General features: G+C 72.9%; 24 protein-coding genes. 9 read left to right on the top strand and 15 right to left on the bottom strand.

Annotation, left to right across the window (positions count from 1 at the left end; translation table 11 throughout):
- The first annotated feature begins 95 nt into the window (after positions 1–95).
- Positions 96–851 carry an SLATT domain-containing protein gene (locus ACFCZF_RS30765; RefSeq protein ID WP_375909486.1) on the top strand — a complete coding sequence of 252 codons (756 nt, stop codon included), beginning with the start codon at positions 96–98 and terminating at the stop codon, positions 849–851.
- A 34-nt stretch (positions 852–885) separates the two neighbouring features.
- Here the strand turns inward: ACFCZF_RS30765 and ACFCZF_RS30760 are convergent, their stop codons facing one another.
- From ACFCZF_RS30760 to ACFCZF_RS30750, 3 genes are all read right to left on the bottom strand, one after another.
- Entirely contained in the window at positions 886–2,751 is a 1,866-nt protein-coding gene (locus ACFCZF_RS30760) for a protein kinase (RefSeq protein WP_376674403.1), read from the bottom strand.
- Between the two features lie 87 nt (positions 2,752–2,838).
- Positions 2,839–3,324: a MarR family winged helix-turn-helix transcriptional regulator gene (locus ACFCZF_RS30755; RefSeq protein ID WP_376674402.1), complete on the bottom strand. Its 486-nt coding sequence runs from the start codon at positions 3,322–3,324 to the stop codon at positions 2,839–2,841.
- Positions 3,321–3,932, bottom strand: coding sequence for a type 1 glutamine amidotransferase family protein (locus tag ACFCZF_RS30750; RefSeq protein WP_376674401.1), 612 nt, complete (start codon positions 3,930–3,932; stop codon positions 3,321–3,323). Before ACFCZF_RS30750 ends, ACFCZF_RS30755 begins: the two co-directional genes overlap by 4 nt.
- 213 nt (positions 3,933–4,145) lie before the next feature.
- Between ACFCZF_RS30750 and ACFCZF_RS30745 the strand changes: the two genes are divergently transcribed.
- The 3 genes from ACFCZF_RS30745 (at position 4,146) to ACFCZF_RS30735 (ending at position 7,129) form a co-directional block, all read left to right on the top strand.
- Positions 4,146–5,501, top strand: coding sequence for an aspartate aminotransferase family protein (locus ACFCZF_RS30745; protein ID WP_376674400.1), 1,356 nt, complete (start codon positions 4,146–4,148; stop codon positions 5,499–5,501).
- 131 nt (positions 5,502–5,632) lie between these two features.
- Positions 5,633–6,334 carry a GntR family transcriptional regulator gene (locus ACFCZF_RS30740; protein ID WP_376674399.1) on the top strand — a complete coding sequence of 234 codons (702 nt, stop codon included), beginning with the start codon at positions 5,633–5,635 and terminating at the stop codon, positions 6,332–6,334.
- A gap of 144 nt (positions 6,335–6,478) precedes the next feature.
- Complete coding sequence (locus ACFCZF_RS30735; RefSeq protein WP_310872150.1) at positions 6,479–7,129, top strand: hypothetical protein; 651 nt, start codon at positions 6,479–6,481, stop codon at positions 7,127–7,129.
- 11 nt (positions 7,130–7,140) lie between these two features.
- On the opposite strand, the gene ACFCZF_RS30730 is transcribed toward ACFCZF_RS30735, so the two are convergent.
- The 5 genes from ACFCZF_RS30730 to ACFCZF_RS30710 all read right to left on the bottom strand — a co-directional run bounded on the left by ACFCZF_RS30730 (position 7,141) and on the right by ACFCZF_RS30710 (position 10,648).
- Positions 7,141–7,431: a hypothetical protein gene (locus ACFCZF_RS30730; protein WP_375909472.1), complete on the bottom strand. Its 291-nt coding sequence runs from the start codon at positions 7,429–7,431 to the stop codon at positions 7,141–7,143.
- A 38-nt stretch (positions 7,432–7,469) separates the two neighbouring features.
- Positions 7,470–8,336, bottom strand: coding sequence for a sigma-70 family RNA polymerase sigma factor (locus ACFCZF_RS30725; RefSeq protein ID WP_376674414.1), 867 nt, complete (start codon positions 8,334–8,336; stop codon positions 7,470–7,472).
- Positions 8,337–8,444: 108 nt separating this feature from the next.
- Entirely contained in the window at positions 8,445–8,645 is a 201-nt protein-coding gene (locus tag ACFCZF_RS30720) for a hypothetical protein (RefSeq protein WP_376674398.1), read from the bottom strand.
- A 59-nt stretch (positions 8,646–8,704) separates the two neighbouring features.
- Positions 8,705–9,196, bottom strand: a complete 492-nt coding sequence (locus tag ACFCZF_RS30715; RefSeq protein ID WP_376674397.1) for a DUF3515 family protein — start codon at positions 9,194–9,196, stop codon at positions 8,705–8,707.
- Between the two features lie 168 nt (positions 9,197–9,364).
- Positions 9,365–10,648, bottom strand: coding sequence for an adenylosuccinate synthase (locus ACFCZF_RS30710; RefSeq protein ID WP_310872154.1), 1,284 nt, complete (start codon positions 10,646–10,648; stop codon positions 9,365–9,367).
- Between the two features lie 185 nt (positions 10,649–10,833).
- Between ACFCZF_RS30710 and ACFCZF_RS30705 the strand changes: the two genes are divergently transcribed.
- Complete coding sequence (locus ACFCZF_RS30705; protein ID WP_376674396.1) at positions 10,834–11,790, top strand: diacylglycerol kinase family protein; 957 nt, start codon at positions 10,834–10,836, stop codon at positions 11,788–11,790.
- A gap of 66 nt (positions 11,791–11,856) precedes the next feature.
- The gene (locus ACFCZF_RS30700; protein WP_376674395.1) at positions 11,857–12,228 is read left to right on the top strand and encodes a DUF6086 family protein; all 372 of its coding nucleotides are present in this window, start codon (positions 11,857–11,859) and stop codon (positions 12,226–12,228) included.
- A gap of 109 nt (positions 12,229–12,337) precedes the next feature.
- Here ACFCZF_RS30700 and ACFCZF_RS30695 read toward each other — a convergent pair whose 3' ends face one another.
- Positions 12,338–12,853 carry a GbsR/MarR family transcriptional regulator gene (locus tag ACFCZF_RS30695; protein WP_375924289.1) on the bottom strand — a complete coding sequence of 172 codons (516 nt, stop codon included), beginning with the start codon at positions 12,851–12,853 and terminating at the stop codon, positions 12,338–12,340.
- Positions 12,854–12,926: 73 nt separating this feature from the next.
- Here ACFCZF_RS30695 and ACFCZF_RS30690 point away from each other — a divergent pair, with 73 nt between their 5' ends.
- The 3 genes from ACFCZF_RS30690 (at position 12,927) to ACFCZF_RS30680 (ending at position 15,793) form a co-directional block, all read left to right on the top strand.
- Entirely contained in the window at positions 12,927–13,853 is a 927-nt protein-coding gene (locus ACFCZF_RS30690; protein ID WP_376674394.1) for an ATP-binding cassette domain-containing protein, read from the top strand.
- Complete coding sequence (locus ACFCZF_RS30685) at positions 13,850–15,466, top strand: ABC transporter permease (RefSeq protein WP_376674393.1); 1,617 nt, start codon at positions 13,850–13,852, stop codon at positions 15,464–15,466. The genes ACFCZF_RS30690 and ACFCZF_RS30685 overlap by 4 nt, the downstream gene beginning before the upstream one ends.
- A 144-nt stretch (positions 15,467–15,610) precedes the next feature.
- Positions 15,611–15,793 (top strand): hypothetical protein, encoded by a 183-nt coding sequence (locus tag ACFCZF_RS30680; protein WP_376674392.1) that lies wholly within the window; start codon positions 15,611–15,613, stop codon positions 15,791–15,793.
- Here the strand turns inward: ACFCZF_RS30680 and ACFCZF_RS30675 are convergent.
- The 6 genes from ACFCZF_RS30675 to ACFCZF_RS30650 form a co-directional block, all read right to left on the bottom strand.
- Entirely contained in the window at positions 15,776–16,999 is a 1,224-nt protein-coding gene (locus ACFCZF_RS30675) for a cytochrome P450 (RefSeq protein WP_376674391.1), read from the bottom strand. The two genes, ACFCZF_RS30680 and ACFCZF_RS30675, sit on opposite strands and share 18 nt — an antisense overlap.
- A 53-nt stretch (positions 17,000–17,052) precedes the next feature.
- Entirely contained in the window at positions 17,053–17,718 is a 666-nt protein-coding gene (locus ACFCZF_RS30670) for a response regulator (protein WP_376674390.1), read from the bottom strand.
- On the bottom strand, positions 17,715–19,055 hold the full coding sequence (locus ACFCZF_RS30665; RefSeq protein WP_376674389.1) for a sensor histidine kinase: 1,341 nt from the start codon (positions 19,053–19,055) through the stop codon (positions 17,715–17,717). Before ACFCZF_RS30665 ends, ACFCZF_RS30670 begins: the two co-directional genes overlap by 4 nt.
- A gap of 92 nt (positions 19,056–19,147) precedes the next feature.
- Positions 19,148–19,834: a response regulator gene (locus ACFCZF_RS30660; RefSeq protein WP_375924268.1), complete on the bottom strand. Its 687-nt coding sequence runs from the start codon at positions 19,832–19,834 to the stop codon at positions 19,148–19,150.
- Positions 19,831–21,318 carry a sensor histidine kinase gene (locus ACFCZF_RS30655; RefSeq protein ID WP_376674388.1) on the bottom strand — a complete coding sequence of 496 codons (1,488 nt, stop codon included), beginning with the start codon at positions 21,316–21,318 and terminating at the stop codon, positions 19,831–19,833. The genes ACFCZF_RS30660 and ACFCZF_RS30655 overlap by 4 nt, the downstream gene beginning before the upstream one ends.
- Complete coding sequence (locus ACFCZF_RS30650) at positions 21,311–22,495, bottom strand: acyltransferase (protein WP_376674413.1); 1,185 nt, start codon at positions 22,493–22,495, stop codon at positions 21,311–21,313. The genes ACFCZF_RS30655 and ACFCZF_RS30650 overlap by 8 nt, the downstream gene beginning before the upstream one ends.
- Positions 22,496–22,586: the final 91 nt, after the last annotated feature.

Genomic DNA, 22,586 nt, shown 5'->3' with positions numbered 1-22,586 from the left:
GCCACCCATTGGGCGGTAGGAAGGTGCTGGCGCATGAGGTCTTCAGGTCTTCAGGTCTCAGGTCTTCACGGACGGTGAGCAGTAGGGAGTGCCGGGTGGGTCAGCCGGAGATGCAGCCCGAGGGGCCGCCGCACGACGGGCGGGGCGGTGAGGGGGCGGCCGGGCTGCGGCCGGGCGACCTCACCGGGCGGGCGTTTCCGCTCGGGGACTGGGCGCTGCCCGCGGAGCGGCTGGACGAGCTGTACCGGTGGGTGGAGCGGGGCGCGCTGGACACGGCGGGCTGGTATCTGGCGGACCGGGTGTGGAAGCGACGGGGCGCCATGATGCTGCGGGGCGGGGCCGCGGTGGGGGCGGTCGCCGGGGCGGCGCTGCCGCTGCTGGACATGTCAGGGGTGGTGGGCGGGGTCGCCCCCTGGGGGTATCTGGCGCTGCTGTTCGGGGTGGCGTGCGTGGCCGGGGACCGGTATTTCGGGGTCACGTCCGGGTGGATGCGGGACGTCGCCACGGCGCAGGCCGTGCAGCGGCGGCTGCAGGTGCTCCAGTTCGACTGGGCGTCGGAGAGCGTGCGGGAGGTGCTGGGTCCGGCGGACGGGACGGCGAGTGAGGCGGCCGAGCGGTGTCTGCTGGTGCTGCGGCGGTTCTCGGAGGACGTGACGGAGCTGGTGCGGACGGAGACGGCGGACTGGATGGTGGATTTCCGGACCGGGTCGGCGCCCCTTGGGTTGCAGGCGGTGTCCGCGGGCGGGGCGCGGTCGGAAGCGGGGGCGGCGGGAGTGTCGGGGCGGTTCTCGGCGCCGGCGAACGGGGCTCGGCCGAACATGCCCCGGCAGCGGCCGCCGGAGCCGCGGTGACGGGTCCGGCGGGCGTACTGCGGGCAGGTACGCGCTACTGGCGTCGGTACGTCAGTGTTTCGCCGGTGCTTGTGTTGGTGCGTTCCAGGGTGCCGTTCGGCAGGAGGGCGACCTGGGTGGGTTCGCCCGGGGTGCAGGTGGCGGCGGGGCCGACCGTCACCGTGGAGGGACCGAGGTTCAGGGGGCCGTCGGAGCCCGGGGCGTTGCTGAGGTCGGCCTCGAAGACGCAGTGGTAGGTGCCGTTGCCCGCCGGTCCGTCCGCGACGAGTGACATGACCGTGTCGCCCACGTCGCCCTGCTGGATGGTCAGCCGCCTGGGGTGGACGCCGGAGGCGTTGTCGATGGTCGTGGCCCACGTGCCCAGGTACGCCGTCGGGATCGTGCCGTCCTGGGGCGGCGACGACGTGGGCGTGGCCGGCCGGCCCGCCTCGGTCGTCGGAGCGGAGCCGTCCGTACTGGGGCCCGGGTTCCGGGACGCGCCGGACGTCGAGGTGTTGGTGGGGTCGTCGCCGGCCCGGTTGTTGCCGTCGTCCCCGCTCATCAGGGCGTAGACCGAGCCTCCGGCGCCCAGCGCGACGACCAGGGCGACCACGATCAGCAGCGCGGTGGAGCGGCCTCTTCGGGGCGGTTCATGCGGCGGACCGTACGGCGGCGGGGGCCCGTAGGGCGGGGTCGAGCCGAGACCGCCGCCGTACGGGTGGTACCCGGGGGGCGCGCCGTAGGGCGGGGCGTAGCCGTGGGCGGGGGGCTGGGGCTGGGGCTGCTGAGGGTGGCCGTAGGCGGGCGGGGGCGTCGGAGGGCTCTGGCCCGCGACCAGTGTGGGGAGGTGGTTCAGCGGGGCGCCACCGCTGCCCGGCTCGCGCGGTGGGGGCGGACCGTCCGACGTCGCGGCGGACGGCTCCCGGTCCGGCGACGGGGACGGGGACGGCGCGTCCGCGTCCGGGGCGGCCACCGCGGCGGCCCCGCCCGCTCCCGGCGCCTCCGGGTTCTCCGTGTCCAGCAGCCGTACCGCGTGCCGGCCGAGCTGCGCCACCAGCGCGCTGGGCAGCCAGGGGTCGCGGGAGCGGCCGTCGGCGACCGTGTCCTGCGCGCCCGTGCGCTCCAGGACCTCGGCGAGGGCGGGGCGTGCGGCGGGGTCCTTCTTCAGACAGTCGCGTACGAGGTCGGCGAGGGACTCGGGCACGCCGTCCAGGTCGGGTTCCTCCTGCGCGATGCGGAACATCAGGGCGTGTACGCCGCTGTTGGCGGTGCCGAAGGGCAGCTCGCCGGTGGCGGCGTAGGCGACGACGGAACCGAGGCAGAAGACGTCGCAGGCGGGCGTGATGCGGTCGCCGCGCACCTGCTCGGGCGCCATGAAACCGGGCGAGCCGACAAGCGCGCCGGTGCGGGTGAGCCCGCCGTCGGTCATCGTCTGCAGGGCGCGCGCGATACCGAAGTCGATGACGCGGGGGCCGTCGATGGTGACGAGGACGTTGGACGGCTTGAGGTCGCGGTGGATGATCCCGGCGGCGTGGATGTCCTGGAGGGCGTGCGCGAGACCGGCCGCCAGCGTGCGTACCGAACGCTCGGGCAGGGCGCCGTGGTCGTGCCCCACGACCTGCTGGAGGCTGGGGCCGGCGACGTACCCGGTGGCGACCCAGGGCACAGCAGCCTCGGTGTCGGCGTCCAGCACGGGCGCCGTCCAGTGGCCGCCGACCCGCCTCGCGGACTCGACCTCCTGCCGGAACCGCTCCCGGAACTCCTCCTGCGCGGCCAGTTCCTCGCGCACCAGCTTGACGGCGACCGTGCGTCCGCGGTCCGAGCGGGCCAGGTACACGTGCCCCATACCGCCCGCACCGAGCCGCCCCAGCAGCCGGTAATCGCCGATGCGCCGCGGGTCCCCGTCCCCGAGCTTGTCCATGTCGCGCCGCCTTCCCCCGCACGTGAACCCACGTGAGCAACAGATCGAGGATAGTGCGGGGCGGCCGCGCGGTGAGCCGGTCCGGCTCTACGGTTCCGTAACAGGCGGGGCGTCCGCGGTGGACGGTCCGCCGAGCGTGCCCAGCACCTTCGACAGCCGTTCGAGGGCCTCCACCGCCTCCGCCAGCTCCGCCTCGGACCCGTAGGCCTGCGCCAGCCGGTCCGCAAAGGCCGCGTGCCCGGGGTCGATGCGGGAGACGGCCGCGAGACCCGCCTGCGTCGGCGCGAGGAGCTTGGCGCGGCGGTGGGCCGGGTTGGGCCGGTACTCGGCGAGGCCGCGCTCCACCAGCAGGTCGGCGATGCGCTGCACGCTCTGCCGGGTGATACCCATCGCCCGCGCGACGCCGGAGACGGGCAGCGGCTCGCGCAGCACCGCGCCGAGCACCTGCCACCAGGCGGCGGTGAGTCCGGCGGGGCGGGCCAGTTCCTCGGCGACCGCGAGGAACTGGCCGTTGAGCCGGAAGACGCCGAGCGCGGCGCCGCTGAGCAGGTCCTGCCGCTCCCGGCCGCTCACGCGGCGCCCGCCTCCTCCAGTACGGCGTAGGCCTCCGGGTCGGAGTCGTGGAACAGCCGGTACCAGGCGTCCAGCACCTCACCCTCGTACGCCCCGAGCAGGCCGAGGATCTCGCGGGCGAAGGCGACCGGCTCGGTGGGGCCGGCGGTGATCAGGCCGCGGTCGGTGACCGCGTCGGCCTCCACGTACCGCTCGCCGCCCGCGTAGCCGGTCGCCGCCAGGTAGAAGGAGACGGCGCTGGTGTGCGCGCGGTCGTCGAGCAGGCCCTCGCGGGCCAGTCCGGCGGTGGCGCCGCAGATGGCGGCGACCGGCACGCCGGCGTCCAGGAAGGCGCGGGCGGTGCGGGCGAAGGGGGCGAGGTCGTCCGTGGTGTCCCAGAGGTCGGCGCCCGGGAGGATCAGCAGGGAGCTGTCCTCGGGGCGTACGTCGGCCAGGGCCAGGTCGGGCTGGATCCGCAGGCCGCCGATGCTCGTGACGGGCGCGGTGGTGGGTCCGACGGTGCGGACCGGGTACCCGGCGCGGGCGAGGTGGGCCGTCGCGTGGCCGGTCTCCCAGTCGGCCAGGGTGTCGTACACGGCGAGATGGACGGGCTTGCGGGTGCCGTTCATGACTCCTCCAGCGGGTGCACGGGGACTGTATGACAGAAGGTATGACAGAAGACTGCCATCTCGACAGAATGCTGTCAACACATCGAGCATGGCCGGTGCCGGTGACCAACCACCGGTGGCACCCGACGCGTCGACAACCTGTCGTGGAAAGCCCCCGACCGCAGACAGGACGCCGATTCCGTTTCCGCATCGCGGACATCTACCCTCGGCCGCATGACCCCTCAGCCCAATCCCCAGGCCGGCGCCGCCGTGAAGGCCGCGGACCGCGCGCACGTCTTCCACTCCTGGTCCGCGCAGGAGCTCATCGACCCGCTCGCCGTCGCCGGCGCCGAGGGGTCGTACTTCTGGGACTACGAAGGGAAGCGCTACCTCGACCTCTCCAGCGGGCTCGTCTACACCAACATCGGCTACCAGCACCCCAAGGTCGTCGCCGCGATCCAGGAGCAAGCAGCGCGGATGACGACCTTCGCGCCCGCGTTCGCGGTCGAGGCGCGCTCGGAGGCGGCGCGGCTGATCGCCGAGCGGACGCCCGGCGACCTGGACAAGATCTTCTTCACCAACGGCGGCGCGGACGCCGTGGAGCACGCCGTGCGCATGGCCCGGCTGCACACCGGGCGGCCGAAGGTGCTTTCGGCGTACCGTTCGTACCACGGCGGCACCCAGCAGGCGATCAACCTCACCGGCGACCCGCGCCGCTGGGCCTCGGACAGCGGCTCGGCCGGTGTCGTGCGCTTCTGGGCGCCCTTCCTGTACCGCTCGCGCTTCTACGCCGAGACCGAGGAGCAGGAGTGCGCGCGGGCGCTGGAGCACCTGGAGACGACGATCGCCTTCGAGGGTCCGGCGTCCGTCGCCGCGATCATCCTGGAGACGGTCCCGGGCACGGCGGGGATCATGATGCCGCCGCCCGGTTACCTGGCGGGCGTCCGCGAGATCTGCGACAAGTACGGGATCGTCTTCGTCCTGGACGAGGTCATGGCCGGCTTCGGGCGGACCGGTACGTGGTTCGCGGCGGACCTGTACGACGTCGTGCCCGACCTGATGACCTTCGCCAAGGGCGTGAACTCGGGCTACGTGCCGCTGGGCGGCGTCGCGATCTCCGCCGAGATCGCCGCGACGTTCGCCGAGCGGCCCTACCCGGGCGGCCTGACGTACTCCGGGCACCCGCTGGCCTGCGCCGCCGCCGTCGCCACCATCAACGTGATGGAGGAGGAGGGCATCGTCGAGCACGCCGCCCGGCTCGGTGCCGAGGTCGTCGAGCCCGCGCTGCGGGAACTGGCCGAGCGCCACCCGAGCGTGGGCGACGTGCGCGGCGTCGGCATGTTCTGGGCCCTGGAGCTGGTGAAGAACCGGGAGACCCGGGAGCCGCTGGTGCCGTACAACGCGACCGGGCAGGCGGCCACCCCGATGTCCGCGTTCGCCGCTTCCGCCAAGGCCCACGGCGTGTGGCCGTTCGTGAACATGAACCGGACCCACGTCGTGCCGCCGTGCAACGTCTCCGAGGCCGAGCTGAAGGAGGGCCTGGCGGCCCTGGACACGGCACTGTCCGTGGCGGACGAGTACACCGAGTAAGGCCCGAGCGGGGCCCTGCCCGCTTGCGGGCAGGAAAGGGATCCGAGCGCGTAAGGTGGCGTGCTCGTACACGGTAGACATGTGTGCGAGTACGCCCCCTCCCCCGTACGCGACAAGGAGACCGCCCGACCATGCCCGGCCCCAGCGGTACCGGTGCCGTCACGCGCAGCACCCTGCGGCAGCAGATCGCCGACGCGCTCCGCGACGAGGTGCTGGCCGGGCGGCTCCAGCCGGGGCAGGAGTTCACCGTCAAGGAGATCGCCGAACAGTACGGGGTCTCCGCGACGCCCGTGCGCGAGGCCCTGGTCGACCTGTCCGCGCAGGGGCTCCTCGACGCCGACCACCACCGCGGCTTCCGCGTGCACGAATACTCGGTCGACGACTTCCGCGGCATGATCGAGGCCCGCAGCCTCGTCACCGACGGGATGTTCCTCGTCCTCGTCGACGACCGCCGGGGCGGCCCTGGCCCCCACGACCCGCGGATCGCCGCCGCCCTGGCCGGGGTCCGCCGGCGCGGCGAGGAGGCACAGCGCGCCGCGGCGGCCGGTGACCTGACCATCCTCATCGGCTACGACCTGCGGTACTGGCGCGAACTGGCCGTGCTGTTCGGCAACCCCTACCTCGCCGACTTCCTGCACCGGCTGCGCGTGCAGAGCTGGGTGTGCACGGTGCAGCACCTGCGCCGGCTCAGCGACCTGCGCGGCGCGCTGTGGTCCGGGCACACCGAACTGGTCGACGCCCTCGCCCGCCGCGACGCCCCGGGGGCGCGGTCGCTCGTCGAGGCGTACAACGCCCACTCGCTCGCCCTCATCGAGCGGCTCGCCCGGGGATGACCAACGTCCCGCGTGTCGTGGTCCGGCGCCAGATGGGTATGGGAACTGCACGCAACGCGCACCGACTACGCTTCCTGACCGTCGTGCCTGACCAACGTGCCTGACCATCGTGCTTGATCGCCGTGCTGTGTGAGGAGCCCTCTTTTGGCCTGTGACCTGTGGCTGGTACCGCTCGTCGACGTCTTGTGCCACACGCCGGACAACCCGTTCGCCGAGGAACTCGCGCAATACGACAAGGTGCTGGCCGAGGCCGGGCTGCCACCGGTGCCGGTGTACCAGTACATGCCGGGACTCTCCGGCGAGGTCGCCCCGGTGGCCGGTTTCGACTACGACGCCCTGCACTTCCTGCGCCGGGCGTACCTGCTCCAGGTGTGCGGGCTACCGGTGACGCCGGTGGACGAACTCGGTGGCGACTACGAGCAGTTGCTGGAGATGTTCGAGACGACGGCCCAGCAGTCGCACCTGGTCTGGCACTACGACCACGCGGGCGCCTACGTCCCCGTCGACTTCCCGCACCCGCTCTCCAGCGACGAACTCCTGGCGGGTGGCGGCCCGTTGGGCTCCTCGCACACTCTCCTGCGGGAGCTGGAGGCCGTCGCCCCGGCCCTGGGCATCGATCCGGCCAACCCCCCGGCACCGCCGCAGCCGCCGCTCGCCCCGACGGAGCTGGAGGAGCCGGCCGTGCCCGCGCCGTACGACTCCAGCCCCTTCGCCCGCGAGCGTCATGTGTGGCTGGGCCTGCACGCGGCGGCCACGCGGAGCCTGGCGCAGGGGTCGATGATCGTCTTCAGCTGACCTCGTGCCGGTCAGCGCAGCTGGGAGAGGCCCTTCGCGAGGTCCTCGCCGTTCATGATCGGGCAGACCTCGACCTCGGCGTTCATCTGCATGAGGAACGGCTCGCCGAGCCGGGGCATCTCCGAGCTGTCCTGCATGTCGAGGACCAGCAGGGCCGTCCGCCGACCGCCGAGGACGCCGAAGTAGGCGGCCTCCGGCTTGATGTGGTCGAGGGTCTCCCGCATCAGGTCCGTCATCTTGCCGCTGCGGACGAGTTCGTTCGACTTCTCCGTGTCCAGCGTGGCCTTGAGCAGCACGCGCATCGCACTCACCTTCTTCTGTCGACGCGGCGTGTACAGCCTCAGCCTATGCCCGAAATGAGCAGGTTGTTCAGCCGGTTCGGCTCCGCGATCACATCGATGCCGGTGATGAGACCGTCGTCCGCGAAGGTGAAGCGGAGCACCACGCGCAACCGGCCGTGCTCGGCCATCGCCATGCCCACCCGGCCGTCGACCAGGACGACACCGGCGGACCTGGCCCGGCCCATCGAGGCCATCGCGCCCCTGACCACCTGCTCCACGCCGGCGACGGCGATGGGCTCGGGCGTCGGAACGACCGCCGCGTCGGCGCGCAGGACGACGTCCGGGTGGAGCAGGGAGACCAGCGCGTCGAAGTCGCCGCCGCGCGTCGCCGCCAGATACGCGTCGACCGCGCGGCGCCTGCGGGGCAGGTCGGCATCGGGCGCGGGCACGCCCCGCACCCGGCGGCGGGCGCGGCTGGCCAGCTGGCGAGTGGCCGCGGACGTCTTGTCGAGCATCTCGGCGATGTCGTCGAAGGGCACGTCGAACATGTCGTGCAGGACGAACGCGAGCCGCTCGGCCGGGCCCAGGTTGTCCAGGACGATCAGCAGCGCGACGCCGACCTCGTCGGCGAGCAGCGCCTCCTCGGCGGGATCGGCGCCGGGACCGGTGCCGGCCGCCGCCGCCCTGCGCATGCCGTCGTCCAGCGGTTCCTCGCGGCGGGTGTCGCGGGTACGGAGCAGGTTGAGGCAGACCCGGGCGACGACCGTGGTGAGCCAGCCCGAGGGGTTGGCCACCTCGGAGGTGTCCGCCCGGTCGGCCCGCAGCCAGGCCTCCTGGAGGGCGTCGTCGGCCTCACCGAGCGAGCCGAGGATCCGGTACGCGACGGCCCGCAGCCGAGGCCGGTCCAGCTCGAACCGCCGGGCCATGTCTTCGGATCGTGCGGGCACCGTACGGCTTCCTTCCGCCTCCCGGCGCCCTCGGGGGCGCGTCACCCAAGTGAACCACTCCGGTGGGCCGGTGCCCGCGACGGCCCCTCACCGCACCAGGGCGATCCCCGGCGGCCACAGCACCCCGTCGGCCAGTAGCAGCGACGGTCCCAGGTGGACGGGGCACACCCGCAGCGGCGCCCGCAGGTGCCGGGCGACCTCGAAGCGGGCCGGGTCGCCGCAGTCGCCGGGCACGGTCTCGCCGCCGTACGGGCCCTGGCAGACAGCGGCGCGGTCACGGTCGGTCATGCCCCCGATCCGACACCACCGCACGCGCCGACGCCCGGCGGAGGGGGCCGAACGAAGGGCTACAGGACCGTGTCGGCGTCGTCCAGGCCGACGCACTTCCGCTCCTGCGGGATCCACTTCACGGCCGGGTCCAGCGCGGCGAGGATGCCGCCCACTTCCTCGCGCGGTCCGGAGTACGTGAGCTCGACGGCCGGTGAGCGGCCGTACGTCCGCAGGACGCTCACGCCGTCGTTCCCCAGCCGCTCCTCGTCCAGGACCCAGTCGACGCCGTCGGCCGTGACGCAGAGGTTGATGTTGGGCGGCAGTTCCTCGGCGCCGCAGCGGAACACCGCCTTCTGGCCGCCCCAGGAGGCGACGCCGTCGCCGAGGGCCCAGTCGCGCGAGGCGCCGGGTATGTCGTCCGGAAGGCGGGAGACCACCTTGGCGCACTTGGCGTCGGCGGCGTGCGGTGCGGCGGAGACGCGGTGGCTGTCGACGTAGAGGAGGCCTCCGGTCACGGCGACGACCGCCACGGTCAGCCAGATCCACATCCGGGTGGTGGGCTTCCGCATGTTCCGATCCGCTCCGTGCTGTCCGTGCTGTCCGTGCTGTCCGTGGCTGTCCGTCCGCTGCTGACACCGGCCAGCGTATCCGTCGGCCGAACGCCGACGGCCGGGGCCCCGTGCGGGGTCCCGGCCGTCGGTGTCGGCATCCGTTCTCTACAGATCTCTAGAGGATCTCTAGAGGAACGAGTTGATCTCGATCGTCTCGTCCCGGCCCGGACCCACGCCGATCGCGGAGATCGGGGCGCCGGACATCTCCTCCAGCGCCTTGACGTACGCCTGGGCGTTCTTCGGCAGCTCGGCGAAGGTCTTCGCCTTGCTGATGTCCTCGCTCCAGCCCGGCAGCATCTCGTAGACCGGCTTCGCGTGGTGGAAGTCGGACTGCGAGTACGGCAGCTCCTCGACGCGCTTGCCGTCGATCTCGTACGCCACGCAGACCGGGATCTGCTCCCAGCCGGTGAGGACGTCGAGCTTGGTGAGGAAGAAGTCGGTGAGGCCGTTGACGCGGGTCGCGTAACGGGCGATCACCGCGTCGAACCAGCCGCAGCGGCGGTCGCGGCCCGTGGTCACGCCCCGCTCGCCGCCGATGCGGCGCAGCGCCTCGCCGTCCTCGTCGAAGAGCTCGGTCGGGAAGGGACCGGCGCCGACGCGGGTCGTGTACGCCTTCAGGATGCCGATGACCCGACTGATCTTCGTCGGGCCCACGCCGGCGCCGGTGCAGGCGCCGCCCGCGGTCGGGTTCGACGAGGTGACGAAGGGGTACGTGCCGTGGTCGATGTCCAGGAGCGTGCCCTGGCCGCCCTCGAAGAGGACCACCTTGTCGTCGTCGAGGGCCTGGTTCAGGACCAGGACCGTGTCGGCGACGTACGGCGCGAGCTTGTCCGCGTAGCCCAGCAGCTCCTCGACGACCTGGCCCGTGGCGATCGCACGGCGGTTGTAGAGCTTGGTGAGCATCTGGTTCTTGGCGTCGAGCGCCGCCTCGACCTTCTGGGTGAGGATCGACTCGTCGTAGAGGTCCTGGACGCGGATGCCCACGCGGTTGATCTTGTCGGCGTAGGTCGGGCCGATGCCGCGACCGGTGGTGCCGATCTTGCGCTTGCCGAGGAAGCGTTCCGTCACCTTGTCGACGGTCACGTTGTACGGCGTGATGATGTGGGCGTTACCGCTGATCAGGAGCTTGGACGTGTCGACGCCGCGCTCGTTCAGCCCGCTCAGCTCGGAGAACAGGACCGACGGGTCGACAACGACACCGTTACCGATGACCGGCGTACAGCCGGGAGACAGGATTCCGGAAGGGAGCAGGTGGAGGGCGTACTTCTGATCGCCCACGACTACCGTGTGGCCGGCGTTGTTGCCGCCCTGGTAGCGCACCACATAGTCGACGGAACCACCGAGCAGGTCCGTCGCCTTTCCCTTGCCTTCGTCACCCCACTGAGCACCGAGCAGCACAAGTGCGGGCACGCGCGTACACCCCTTCCGGGCGGGGCATGTCCATGGTCGAGGGCGTACGCGGTGGGTTTCCGCCACGTACACCGCGACCGTCGTTGGCCGCCAACCGTCGGACCGGATGCCCCGGAATAGACGAAGCCCCTGGCGCAATAGCGCAAGGGGCTCTTGCACAAAGATGCTACCCGAGGAAGCGAGGCATGGCCGAGGTGGCGACTTCCGCGACATCTTCCGGAACATCTTCAGCGATGCCCGATCAGCTTCTGGTGGTCGTCGATCCGGTCGCCCGGCGGGTGGACGGAGAGTCCGTCCGGATCGCGAAAGACGTGCTCAGCGCGGGTGCGGCGAGCACGAAGGTGTGTCTGCCGGACGGTCCGGAGGAGTTCGCCCGGGCGCTGCGGCGAAGGGGTTCACGGCGGCCCGTCGTGGTCGGCGACGACCGCGCGCTGCTGCGGGCCGTCGGCCTGCTGCACCGGCAGCGGGAGCTGTCGGGCTGCTCGCTGGCGGTGGTGCCGGTGGGGCCGGTACTGGACCTCACCCGGGCGCTCGGGCTGCCGTCGGGCGCGGTGGCGGCGGCGCGGGCGGTGTTGGACGGGACGGAACGCCGCCTCGACCTGCTCGTCGACGACAGTGACGGGGTGGTGCTGGGGGCCGTGGGAATTCCGCCGGTCGTGGCTCACGAGGGTGCGGAGACGGGGGCCGGGGCGGGCTCGTCGGCTTCCGCTTCGGGTTCGGGCTCAGGTTCGGGTTCGGGTTCGGGTTCGGGTTCTTCGGCTTCGGCGCATCCCTGGCTGCGGACCTGCCAGTCCCTCGTACGGACGCTGGCGTCCTCTCGGCCGGCCCGGATCGGGGCGCCTTCGGGGGCGTCCGGTCCGGCGCGGCTGCGGGTGGAGGTCGACGGGGTGACGCTGATCGACCTGGACCGGCCGGTCGAGGGGGTCTCGGTGATGCCGGGCGCCGGCGGGGTGGCCGTGGTGGAGGTGCGGCCGCTGTCGGTGGGCGCGGAGGCGGCGCCGCTGACGGCGAGCGGACGGACGGTGACCGTGTCGGGCGCGCACTTCCGGTACCGGGCCGACGCGGTGGTGTCGGGGCCGGTGGGGACGCGGACGTGGACGGTGCGGGAAGGGGCGTGGGGGCTGACGCTGCCCGCGCGGTGAACGGCGTGCGGGCGGCCGGGCCCGGCGGCTACGCTCCCGGCCGGATCCGATCGGGAGGGGGCGGGTATGAGCCAGTACTTCGACGTGGGCGACGAGACGCTGTGGAATCCGTCCAACGGGGCGGCTCGGCTGTTCCTGCGGACGCTGCGCGTCTACGAGGAGGAGGTGGGGCGCGCGTCGGGGTTCGGGCCGATGGAGAACGACGAGTGCCAGGTCGACCCGGCCGCCCTGGAGGCCTTCGTCAACGCCCTGCTCGCCTGGCACGACCGGCGGTCGCACCATGTGATCGACGCCCTGTCCTGGGGCTTCACGGCGACCGTGCTGGCGCTGGCCCGCCGTGCCGGGGCCGAGGTGCGGTGGCCCGCGCGCAGTGAGCGGGGGTGGGGGGTCCGGGTGCGCGAATGGGCCGACGAACTGGACGGACACCTGGTGCGCTGAGCGTCGCCGCCCGCGCGTCGGGGTCCCGGTGGCGCCTTCCCGTCGAGGTCCCGGCGGCGCCCTCGCCTCGGGGTCCCGGCGGCGCCCTCCCGTCGGCGCTCTCGCCGCGTCAGCGGTGTCCGAAGGTCTTGTCCCGGTGCACGCGCCAGCGCTCCATCATGGCGACGATCTCCTCGTCGACGAACTCGAAGAACGCCAGTGTCTCGGCCATGCGGCGGCCCGCAGGCGTCTCGGCGCCGAGGCTGGCGACGCCCTCGCTCAGCGCGCTCTCCCAGCGCTTGAGGACGGCCTCGCGGTTGGTGAGCGCCTCGTACCACTGGTTGCTGTGCACCCGGTACCGCTCCCGGCGCGAGCCGGGATCACGCTCGCGCGAGACCATGTGCTGCTGCGAGAGGTAGCGCACGGCACCCGAGACGGCGGCCGGACTTACCTGGAGCCGTTCACCCAGTTCCGCGGAGGTCAGCGACCCCGAGTCGGAGGCCAGCAGCGCGGCGAAGACCCGGGCCGGCATCCGCTGCATCCCGGCCTCGACGAGCTGGGCGGCGAAGCCCTCCACGAACTTCGACACCGCCTCGGGGTCACGATCCCGTCCCGTCGATTCCGCCGGCTCCGCTGCTTCCCTCATCCTTCGATCATCCCTCACATCCTGATGCTTCCTTAACTTCACAAATTTCTGAAGGAAGCGTACTTTCGAAATCATGACGAAGGCAATCAGCGTCTGCGGACTCCACAAGTCGTTCGGCCGGACGCACGCGCTGGACGGGCTCGATCTGGAGGTCGAGGCCGGCGAGGTCCACGGCTTCCTCGGCCCCAACGGCGCCGGCAAGTCCACCACCATCCGCGTTCTGCTCGGCCTGCTGCGCGCCGACTCGGGCGCCTCGCAGGTGCTCGGCCGCGACCCGTGGACGGACGCGGTGGAGGCGCACCGCCGGATCGCGTACGTCCCCGGCGACGTGACGCTGTGGCGCAACCTCTCCGGCGGCGAGGTCATCGACCTCTACGGCCGGCTGCGCGGCGGGCTGGACGCCGGGCGGCGCGCGGAACTGGTCGAGCGGTTCGAACTGGACCCCACCAAGAAGGGCCGCACGTACTCCAAGGGCAACCGGCAGAAGGTGGCCCTGGTGGCCGCCTTCGCCTCGGACGTCGACCTGCTGATCCTCGACGAGCCGACCTCCGGCCTTGACCCGCTGATGGAGGAGGTCTTCCAGCGGTGCGTGGCCGAGGAGCGCCAGCGCGGCCGGACGATCCTGCTCTCCTCCCACATCCTCAGCGAGGTCGAGGAGCTGTGCGACCGGGTCAGCATCATCCGCAAGGGGCGGACCGTCGAGAGCGGCTCGCTCGCCGACCTGCGCCACCTGACGCGGACCAGCGTGAGCGCCGAACTCGCGGGCGCCCCGGGCGGGCTGGCCCACCTGCCGGGCGTGCACGACCTCGACGTCCAGGGCCACCGGGTCCGGCTCCAGGTCGACACCGACAAGCTGGACGCCGTACTGCGCTCCCTGAGCGAGTCGGGCGTGCGGTCGCTGACGTCGACGCCGCCGACGCTGGAGGAGCTGTTCATGCGGCACTACCAGGCCGAGACCGCCGAAGCGGCCGAGGACGCCGAGGCGGTGACGTCACGATGACCGCCACGGCCGCCACCACGGCTCTCGCGGTACGGTCCGGCGGCGCGCGCCAACTCGCCGGTACCGGCACGCTGCTGCGCTTCGCCCTGCGCCGCGACCGGGTGATGATCCCGGTCTGGGTGGCGGTGAACGCGGTGATGGTCCTCTCCATGCCCGGCACTATCAAGGGCCTGTACGGCACCGCCGCCGAACGCGCCGACCTGATGCGGCAGATGGAGACCAACTCCTCGCTGCGCGCGATGGTCGGCCCGGTCTTCGACGACAGCCTCGGGGCGCTCACGGCCTGGCGCGTCGGTGTGTACGCCGCCGCGCTCGCCGCCGTGATGAGCCTGCTGATCGTCGTACGGCACACCCGCGACGAGGAGGAGAGCGGACGGCAGGAAGTGGTCGCCTCCGGGATGGTGGGCCGCCGGGCCCCGCTGACCGCCGCCCTGCTCACGGCCGCGGTCGCGAACGGCGCCCTGGCGCTGCTGGTCGTCGCCGGGCTGGCCGGGCAAGGGGCGGCCGGCGCGCTGGCCCTCGGGCTCGGGATCGCGGGCGTCGGGATGCTCTTCGCCACGATGGCGGCGATCGTCGCCCAGCTGACCGAGAGCGCGCGGCTGGCCCGGGGGCTGACGGCGGCCGTGCTGGGCGGCGCCTTCGTACTGCGCGCCGCGGGCGACTCGGCGACCGTCGACGGCTCGTCCGTACTGACGTGGCTGTCGCCGCTCGGCTGGCTGGAGAACCTGCGCGCCTTCGCGGCCGAGCGGTGGTGGGTGCTGCTGCTGATCGCCGGCGCGGCGGTGGTGCAGGGCGTGGTGGCCTACGAGCTGGCCGGTCGTCGGGACCTCGGCATGAGCTTCCTGCCGACCCGGCCGGGACCGGCCGCCGGGCGCCTGCGTACGGCCGGTGCGCTGGCCTGGCGGTTGCAGCGGGGCGGCGTGCTCGGCTGGAGCATCGGCTTCTTCCTCGCCGGGGTCGTCTACGGCGCGGTGACCGAGGGCGCGGCCGACCTGGTCGGGGAGAACGAACAGGTCCGCCAGGCCATCGAGCGGATGGGCGGGCAGTCCGGGCTGACCGACGCGTTCGTGTCGGCGATGGTCGGGATACTCGGGCTGATCGCCGCGCTGTACGTCGTCTCGTCGGTGCTGCGGCTGAACGGCGAGGAGACGTCCGGACGGGCGGAGCCGGTCCTCGCGGGCGCCGTGGGACGGCTGCGGTGGGCCGCCGGGCACCTGGTGATCGCCTTCGGCGGCGCGGCGCTCATCATGCTGCTCGCGGGGCTGGGCTTCGCCCTCGGGTACGGCCGGGACGCCGGGGCGATCCTGGGCGCGTGTCTGGTGCAGTTGCCGGCGGTGTGGGTGATCGGCGGGGCGGCGGTGCTGCTGCACGGGGTGCTGCCCCGGGGTGCGGTGGCCGCGTGGGGAGTCGCGGGCGCGGTGCTGCTGCTCGGGTGGGTCGGGCCGGCGCTGGATGTGCCGCAGGGGGTGCTGGACGTGTCGCCGTTCGGGCATCTGCCGAAGCTGCCGGGCGGGGAGATGAGCTGGTCGCCGGTGCTGGTGCTCACGTCGATCGCGGTGGTGCTGGTGGGGGTGGGGCTGGCCGGGCTGCGGCGGCGGGACATGACGACGTGAGCGGGACGTAGCAACGTGGCCTGCCTGTCCGGAACCCCGCGAGGGGGCGGGGGCGTCACCCCGGGTATGAGTCGGGATGCGGTGACGTGTGGTGGCTGTGGGGTTTCGGCGGTGGGGGCCGTGGGGGCCGTGTCCGTCTGGGCGATGTCGGACCGTACCCAGCGGCACCTCGGCAACGAGTTCGAGAACAACGGCATGGACCTGAGCGTCCTCTTCACCGAACTGCCCTTCGTCCTCCTCGCCGGAGCCGTCGTACCCGCCGTGGTCTGGGCGCTGGGCGCCTGGCTGCTGGGCCGGCGCCGGCGCGGATCAGACCTCCACGCTTAGCTCCGTCAGCCCGCGCATCACGAAGTTCGGCTTCCGTTCCGGCTCCGTCGCCAGGCGCAGCGCGGGAGCCCGCTCCAGCAGGGACCTCGTGGACGCCGCCAGTTCGATGCGGGCCAGTGGGGCGCCGATGCAGTAGTGGATGCCGGCGCTGAAGGAGATGTGCGGGTTGTCCGAGCGAGTGAGGTCGAGGCGGTCAGGGGCGGCGAAGACCGCCGGGTCGTGGTTGGCGGAGCCGAACAGCATCGCCACCTCCGCGCCGCGCGGGATCGTCGTCCCGTCGATCTCGATCTCGTCCAGCACCCAGCGTTCGAAGAGCTGGAGCGGGGTGTCGTAGCGCATCAGCTCCTCGACGGCGGACGGGACGAGGGAGTGGTCGGCGCGCAGGGCCGCCAACTGGTCGGGATTGCGGAACAGGGCCAGCCAGCCGTTGGTCGTGGCGTTCACCGTGGCCTCGTGGCCCGCGTTCAGGAGCAGGACGCAGGTCGAGATCATCTCCTGCTCGGTGAGGCGGTCGTCGTCCTCGTCGTGGGCCGCGATCAGGCCCGAGATCAGGTCGTCGCCCGGTTCCTTGCGGCGGGCCGCGATCAGTCCGCGCAGGTACTCCGAGAACTCGACCGACGCGCGGACCGCCTTCGCCGCCGTCTCCCCGGACGGGTTCAGCTCGTACATCCCGCAGATCTCCGCCGACCAGGGCCGCAGCGGGGCACGGTCGGACTCCGGGATGCCCAGCATCTCGGCGATCACGGCGACCGGGAGCGGCTCGGCCACGTCCCGCAGCAGATCGCCGCCGCCCGCCGCCACCAGCCGGGACACCAGGTCGTCCGCCAGCCCGTGCACGTACGGCCTCAGCCGCTCCACCGTGCGCGGCGTGAACGCCTTCGACACCAGACGCCGGATACGGGTGTGGTCCGGCGGCTCCAGATCCAGCATCCCGTGGTCGTTGAGCGTGTGGAAGGGCTCCTGCTCCGGCGGGGGCGCGGTACGGCCGAACTCCTCGTGCGTGAAACGGTGCTGGTAGGTCCGGCCCAGCCGACGATCGCGCAGCAGCGCCGAGACGTCCGCGTGGTGCGGCACCAGCCACTGGTCGCTCGGCTCGTAGTAGAGCACCCGCCCCCGGCTCCGCAGTTCGGCGAAGGCGGGGTAGGGGTCGGCGACGAACGCCGGGTCCCAGGGGTCGAAGCTGTCGAACCTGTCGAAGGCGGCCATGGACGGACGCTAACGGGTGGTGCCGACCGGGGGCCAGAGGCCCGGGGACTCTCTCAGCCCGGCGTCACCAGCCGCGCCTCGTAGGCGAAGACCGCCGCCTGGGTGCGGTCTCTGAGGCCCAGTTTCACCAGGATCCGGCTGACGTGCGTCTTGATCGTCGACTCGGCGACCACCAGGCGCTCGGCGATCTCCGAGTTGGACAGGCCCTGCGCGATCAGGACCAGCACCTCCGTCTCCCGCTCGGTCAGGTCGCCGTACGCCCCGTGCGCCGAGGACATCAGGCGCGGGCTGTCGGACAGCTTGGAGAACTCGGTGATCAGGCGCTTGGTGACGGAGGGCGCGAGGAGGGCCTCGCCCGCGGCCACCACCCGGACACCGTCGGCGAGCTGACGGGCCGAAGCGTCCTTGAGGAGGAAGCCGGAGGCGCCCGCGCGCAGCGCCTGATACACGTACTCGTCGAGATCGAAGGTGGTGAGGACCAGCACCTTCGACGTGCCGTCCGCCGCGACGATCTCCCGCGTCGCCTCGATGCCGTTCAACTCGGGCATGCGGATGTCCATCAGGACGACGTCCGGGGCCAGTTCGCGGACCTTCGCCACGGCCTCCCGGCCGTTGACCGCCTCGCCGGCGACCTCGATGTCCGGCATCGCGTTCAGCAGGACCGAGAAGCCCTCGCGCACCATCATCTGGTCGTCGGCGATCAGTACCCGGATAGTCATGCTTCACCTTCGGTCGGTGCCGTGACCGGCAGGAACACGGCCACCTCGTAACCCCCGTCGTCGGTGGGGCCGGCCGTCATCTCGCCGTTCAGCATCGAGACGCGCTCACGCATGCCGGTGATGCCGTGCCCGGCGCCGGGCGAGGGCTTCACGAGGGTGAGTTCCGGGATCGGGTCGTTGACGATGCGCAGGCCCAGCCCGCCCAGGACGTAGGAGACCTCCACGCGGGCCCTCGCGCCGGGCGCGTGCCGCAGGGTGTTGCTCAACGCCTCCTGCACGATCCGGTACGCCGACAGCTCCACGCCGGGCGGCAGCTCGCGCACCGCGCCGGTCACCGCCTTCTCCACGCTCAGGCCGGCGTCGCGGACGTTGGCGAGCAGGGCGTCCAGGTCGGCGAGCGTGGGCTGCGGGGCGTCCGGGGCCTCGTAGTCCTCGGCGCGGACGACACCGAGGACGCGGCGCAGCTCGGTGAGCGCGGCCACCGCGTTCTCCCGGATGGTGGCGAAGGCGCGCTCCAGCTCCGCAGGCGGGTTCTCCACCCGGTAGGGGGCCGCCTCCGCCTGGATCGCGACAACCGACATGTGGTGGGCCACCACGTCGTGCAGCTCGCGGGCGATGGTGGTGCGCTCCTCCAGCAGGGTGCGCCGGGACCGCTCGTGCGCGGTGACCGTCTGCTGGGCGGTGACCTCCTGCCGCGCCTCGCGGCGGACGTGCCGGACCGCGACCATCAGCAGGGCCAGCGCGGAGAGGAACAGCATGGGCGCGGAGGTGCTGTACGCGCCGTCGCCGATCACGGTCTCCACGAGGAAGGCGTAGGCGGCGGTGAGGGCCCACATCCACGCGGCCGTGCGGGGCCGGGTGCGTATCGCCACGACCACCAGCACCGTCAGGTGGCAGATGAAGACGCCGGGCTGCCACGGCCACTCCCCCAGGCTGCCGTCCAGCACCGAGACCAGCGGTGTCGCCGCCATCGACATCCAGAAGGCGCCGACCGGCCGGACCAGCGTGGCCAGCACCGGTGCCGCGCACACCAGCCCGCTCAGCAGAGCCACCGGCCCGCCCATGGTGCCCGCGGCGACGGAACCGCCGAAGAACGCGATCACGGTGAGGCCCACCACCGCCGCCTGCGGCAGGCGGGCGGCGTACGACCGCGGCCTGTCGGAGAGCCGACGGGTCAGCGGGCCGTCCGTCGCCATGAGCGGCAGCGGACGGTAGGCGAAGGCGTCGTGGAACAGGTCCTGGCGCAGCCCGCTCAGGGCGTCCATGGCCAGCCGGAACTCGGGGCTGCGCTCGCCGTCCCCGGAAGGGGCGGTCCGCGTCTGGGTCGTCTCGGTCACGTTCGCAACGGTAGGCGTCACCGGGGGCCGCGGTCGTCACCAGCGAGAGGGGTTCTTCGGTATCCGTCTCAGGTACTACGGGCCCGCCCCGCTCAATACCCGGAGGGCCGCACCAGCCCCGACTCGTACGCGAACACCGCCGCCTGCGTCCGGTCCCTGAGCCCCAGCTTCACCAGGATCCGGCCGACGTGCGTCTTCACCGTCTGCTCGGCGACCACCAACCGCTGGGCGATCTCCGCGTTCGACAGGCCCTGCGCGATCAGCGCGAGCACCTCGGTCTCCCGCTCGGTCAGCTCGCCGACTCGGGCCTTCAGCGGGCCGCGCGGCCGGTCGTCCAGCCGGGAGAACTCGGTGATCAGCCGCCGGGTGATGCCGGGCGCGAGCAGCGCGTCCCCGGCCGCCACCACTCTGACCGCCTCCGCGAGCTGGTCGGCGGAGGCGTCCTTCAGCAGGAACCCGGACGCGCCGGCCCGCAGCGCCTCGTACACGTACTCGTCGAGATCGAAGGTGGTCAGCACCAGCACCCGTATCTCCGCGCTCGCCCCGGTGATGCGGCGGGTGGCCTCGATGCCGCCCAGCTCGGGCATGCGGATGTCCATCAGGACGACGTCCGGTGCCATCTCGGCGACCTTGGCCACGGCGTCCAGGCCGTCCACCGCCTGCCCGATCACCTCGATGTCGGGCTGGGTGTTGAGCAGCACGGTGAAACCCTGCCGGACCATCTGCTGGTCGTCGGCGATCAGCACGCGGATCACGCGGCCGTTGCTGCTGGTCGTCATGGGGCGTCGTCCTCGGTGGAGCGGTGAGTGAGCGGAGGGGCGGAGAGAGGGGTGGAAGGAGGGGTGGAGGAGGGAGGGGTGGAGGGGCTGAGGGGACCGTCCCGGCCGTCCCGGCCGTCGGGGCCATCGGGGCCGCCGGGACCGCCCGGGCCGTCGGGGCTGTCGGGGCCGTCGGTCGGCAGGAACGCGGCCACCTGGTAGCCGCCGTCCGGCAGTGGCTGCGCCGTCAGGGTGCCGTCGAGCATCGCCACCCGTTCCCGCATGCCGAGCAGCCCGTGCCCCGCGCCCTGGGACGGTGCCGGGGCCCGCTCCGGGCGGGTGTTGGTCACGTCCACGCGCAGTCCGATCGGAAGATGCGTGAGGTGGACCCGGGCGGTGGCGCCGGGCGCGTGCCGCAGGACGTTGCTCAGGGCCTCCTGCACGATCCGGTACGCCGACAGCTCCACGCCGGGCGGCAGGGGTGTGCGCGTCCCGCTCGTCTCGGTGGTGACGGTCAGCCCGGCGGCCCGGATGTTCTCCACCAGCGCGTCGAGCCGGTCGAGGGTGGGCTGCGGGGCGTGCGGGGCGGCGTCGCCCCCGTCGGGCGTCTCCAGTGCGTCGGGATGCTCGGAGCGCAGCACGCCCAGCACCCGGCGCAGCTCGGTGAGGGCCTCCAGCGCGTTCTGCCGGATGCCCGCGAGGTTCTCCTTCAGCTCGTCCGGCGGGTTCTCGACGAGGAGGGGGGCGACCTGGGCCTGGATGGAGATCACCGACATGTGGTGGGCGACCACGTCATGCAGCTCCCGCGCGATGCGGCCGCGCTCCTCCAGCAGGGTGCGCCGGGCTCTCTCCTCGGCGGTCAGCGAGGTCTGCTGCGCGAGTTCCGTGCGGGCCTCGCGGCGCCCGCGCAGGGCGGTGCCGAGCACCACGACGACCGCGAACAGGATGACGGCGAGCTGGCCGGTCGGCTGGTAGTTCAGCGCGCCCACCAGGCCCTGCACGACATAGGTGGCGAGCGCGGTCAGGGCCAGCGCCTCCACGGCGACCCGGGTACGGACCCGCAGGGCGAGCAGCAGCAGGACGAACAGGTGCGCGATGATCCCGGCGACCGGCCAGGGCCAGGTGAACTTGGCGCCGCCCGCGTCCATCTCCGAGCGCACGGCGAAGGCCCCCACCAGCATGGCCGCCATCGACAGCCACCACGCCGCGACCGGCCGCCACAGCGCGAACACCATCGCGCCGGCCTGGGCGAGTGCGATCAGGAAGGCGAAACCCGGGTCGACCCCGCCGTTCTCGCCGAGCTGGGCCGCGTCACCGAGCAGCACGCCGAGGGCGGCCAGGCAGACGACCCCGTGCGGGAACCAGCGCAGCCACACCGACGGCGGCAGCGGGTCCGACCGCCAGGTCCACAGGTCGTCGTGCAGCACCCGCAGCACACGCTCGACCCGGCCTCCCCTGGTCATCCGCCTGCTCCCCCATCGCATCACTCGGCCCACCCTAGACATGACGTACACCCGCCGTCCCCGCCCGGCCCGGCGGGCGATGTGCCCGGACGACCCGGGAGCGGCGCCGGCCGCCGCGCTCGCAGGAGCGAAAGGCGGCCCAGCAGCCGGCCAGGACGAACGCGAACACCGGCAGCCAGGCGAGCCGGGCCGCGACCCAGTCCAGGCCGTCGGGAAGCGTGTGCAGGCCGGGCAGGCGGCCGATCAGGAGGCCGGTGGCCGTGGTCGCCATCAACGCGGTCTGGTGCCACAGGAAGATCGTCATCGCGGAGAGGTTGACCAGCGCGACCGCCGCCCACGCCACGGGCCGCCGCATCGCGCGGCGCAGCCGCTCGCGCAGCAGCAGCGCGAGGCCGCACTGCGCCAGGCCGAAGGTGACGGCGGCCAGCGTCGGCGGGTTGAGGTTCGACACCTCGGCGCCGGGGACGCCGACCATCGACGCCGGATAGCCCGCCCAGGCCACGAGCGCCGCGGTCGCCGCCGTACCGCCGGTGAGCAGGAGCCGGCCCGCGCGGCGGCGGTCCAGCTCGCCGCGGGTCCAGGCGGCGCCGAGGGTGTAGGGGACCAGCCAGCCGGCGGCGAGGTTGATCCAGCCGAGCCAGGAGGGGGCGCCGAACCCGAAGCGCAGCAGGTCGACGTGGAGGACGACGACCAGCGGCCACAGCGGATGCAGCCGGGTCAGCAGCGGAGTCGCCGCCGTCAGCGCGGCGAAGACCAGGAGGAACCACAGCGGGGACAGGGCCAGCTTCACCAGGGTGTGGACGGTCACGAACTCCGCGCCCGTCAGGAGCAGCAGCGCCGCCGTCACCGTCCACAGGGTGAGGACGGCCGCGACCGGGCGGAACAGTCGGGACAGCCGGGCGGACAGCCAGCGGCCGTAGGAGGTGCCGCGGGCTCGGGCCGACGTGTAGCCCCGGGTGGCGACGTGGCCGCCGACCAGGAAGAACACGGCGAGGGTCTGGAAGACCCAGGAGATCGGGGACAGCCAGGGCATGTCCTGCAGCGGACTGGCCGCGTGCAGGCTGTCGCCGTCGGCGACCAGGGCCGTCACCAGCCAGTGGCCGAGGACCACGCCGAGGATGGCGATGGCGCGCAGGGCGTCGACGGCACGGTCCCGCGACGCGGGCGTCGCGGCGTCGACCCGGGCGGCGGCGCGCCGCAGCCCTTGCCGGGGGGCGATGCGGCGAAGGCTTTGCCGGGTGGCGGTAAGGCGAGGCCCCTGCCGGCCGGTGGCGCCGCGAAGAAATCCCAGCCGGCCGGTGGCGGCGCCG

The sequence above is a fragment of the Streptomyces sp. NPDC056296 genome, assembly GCF_042268605.1.
Taxonomy (GTDB): domain Bacteria; phylum Actinomycetota; class Actinomycetes; order Streptomycetales; family Streptomycetaceae; genus Streptomyces.
Note: the sequence above shows the minus strand (reverse complement) of the source record. Positions and strands in the feature narration are given on the sequence as shown.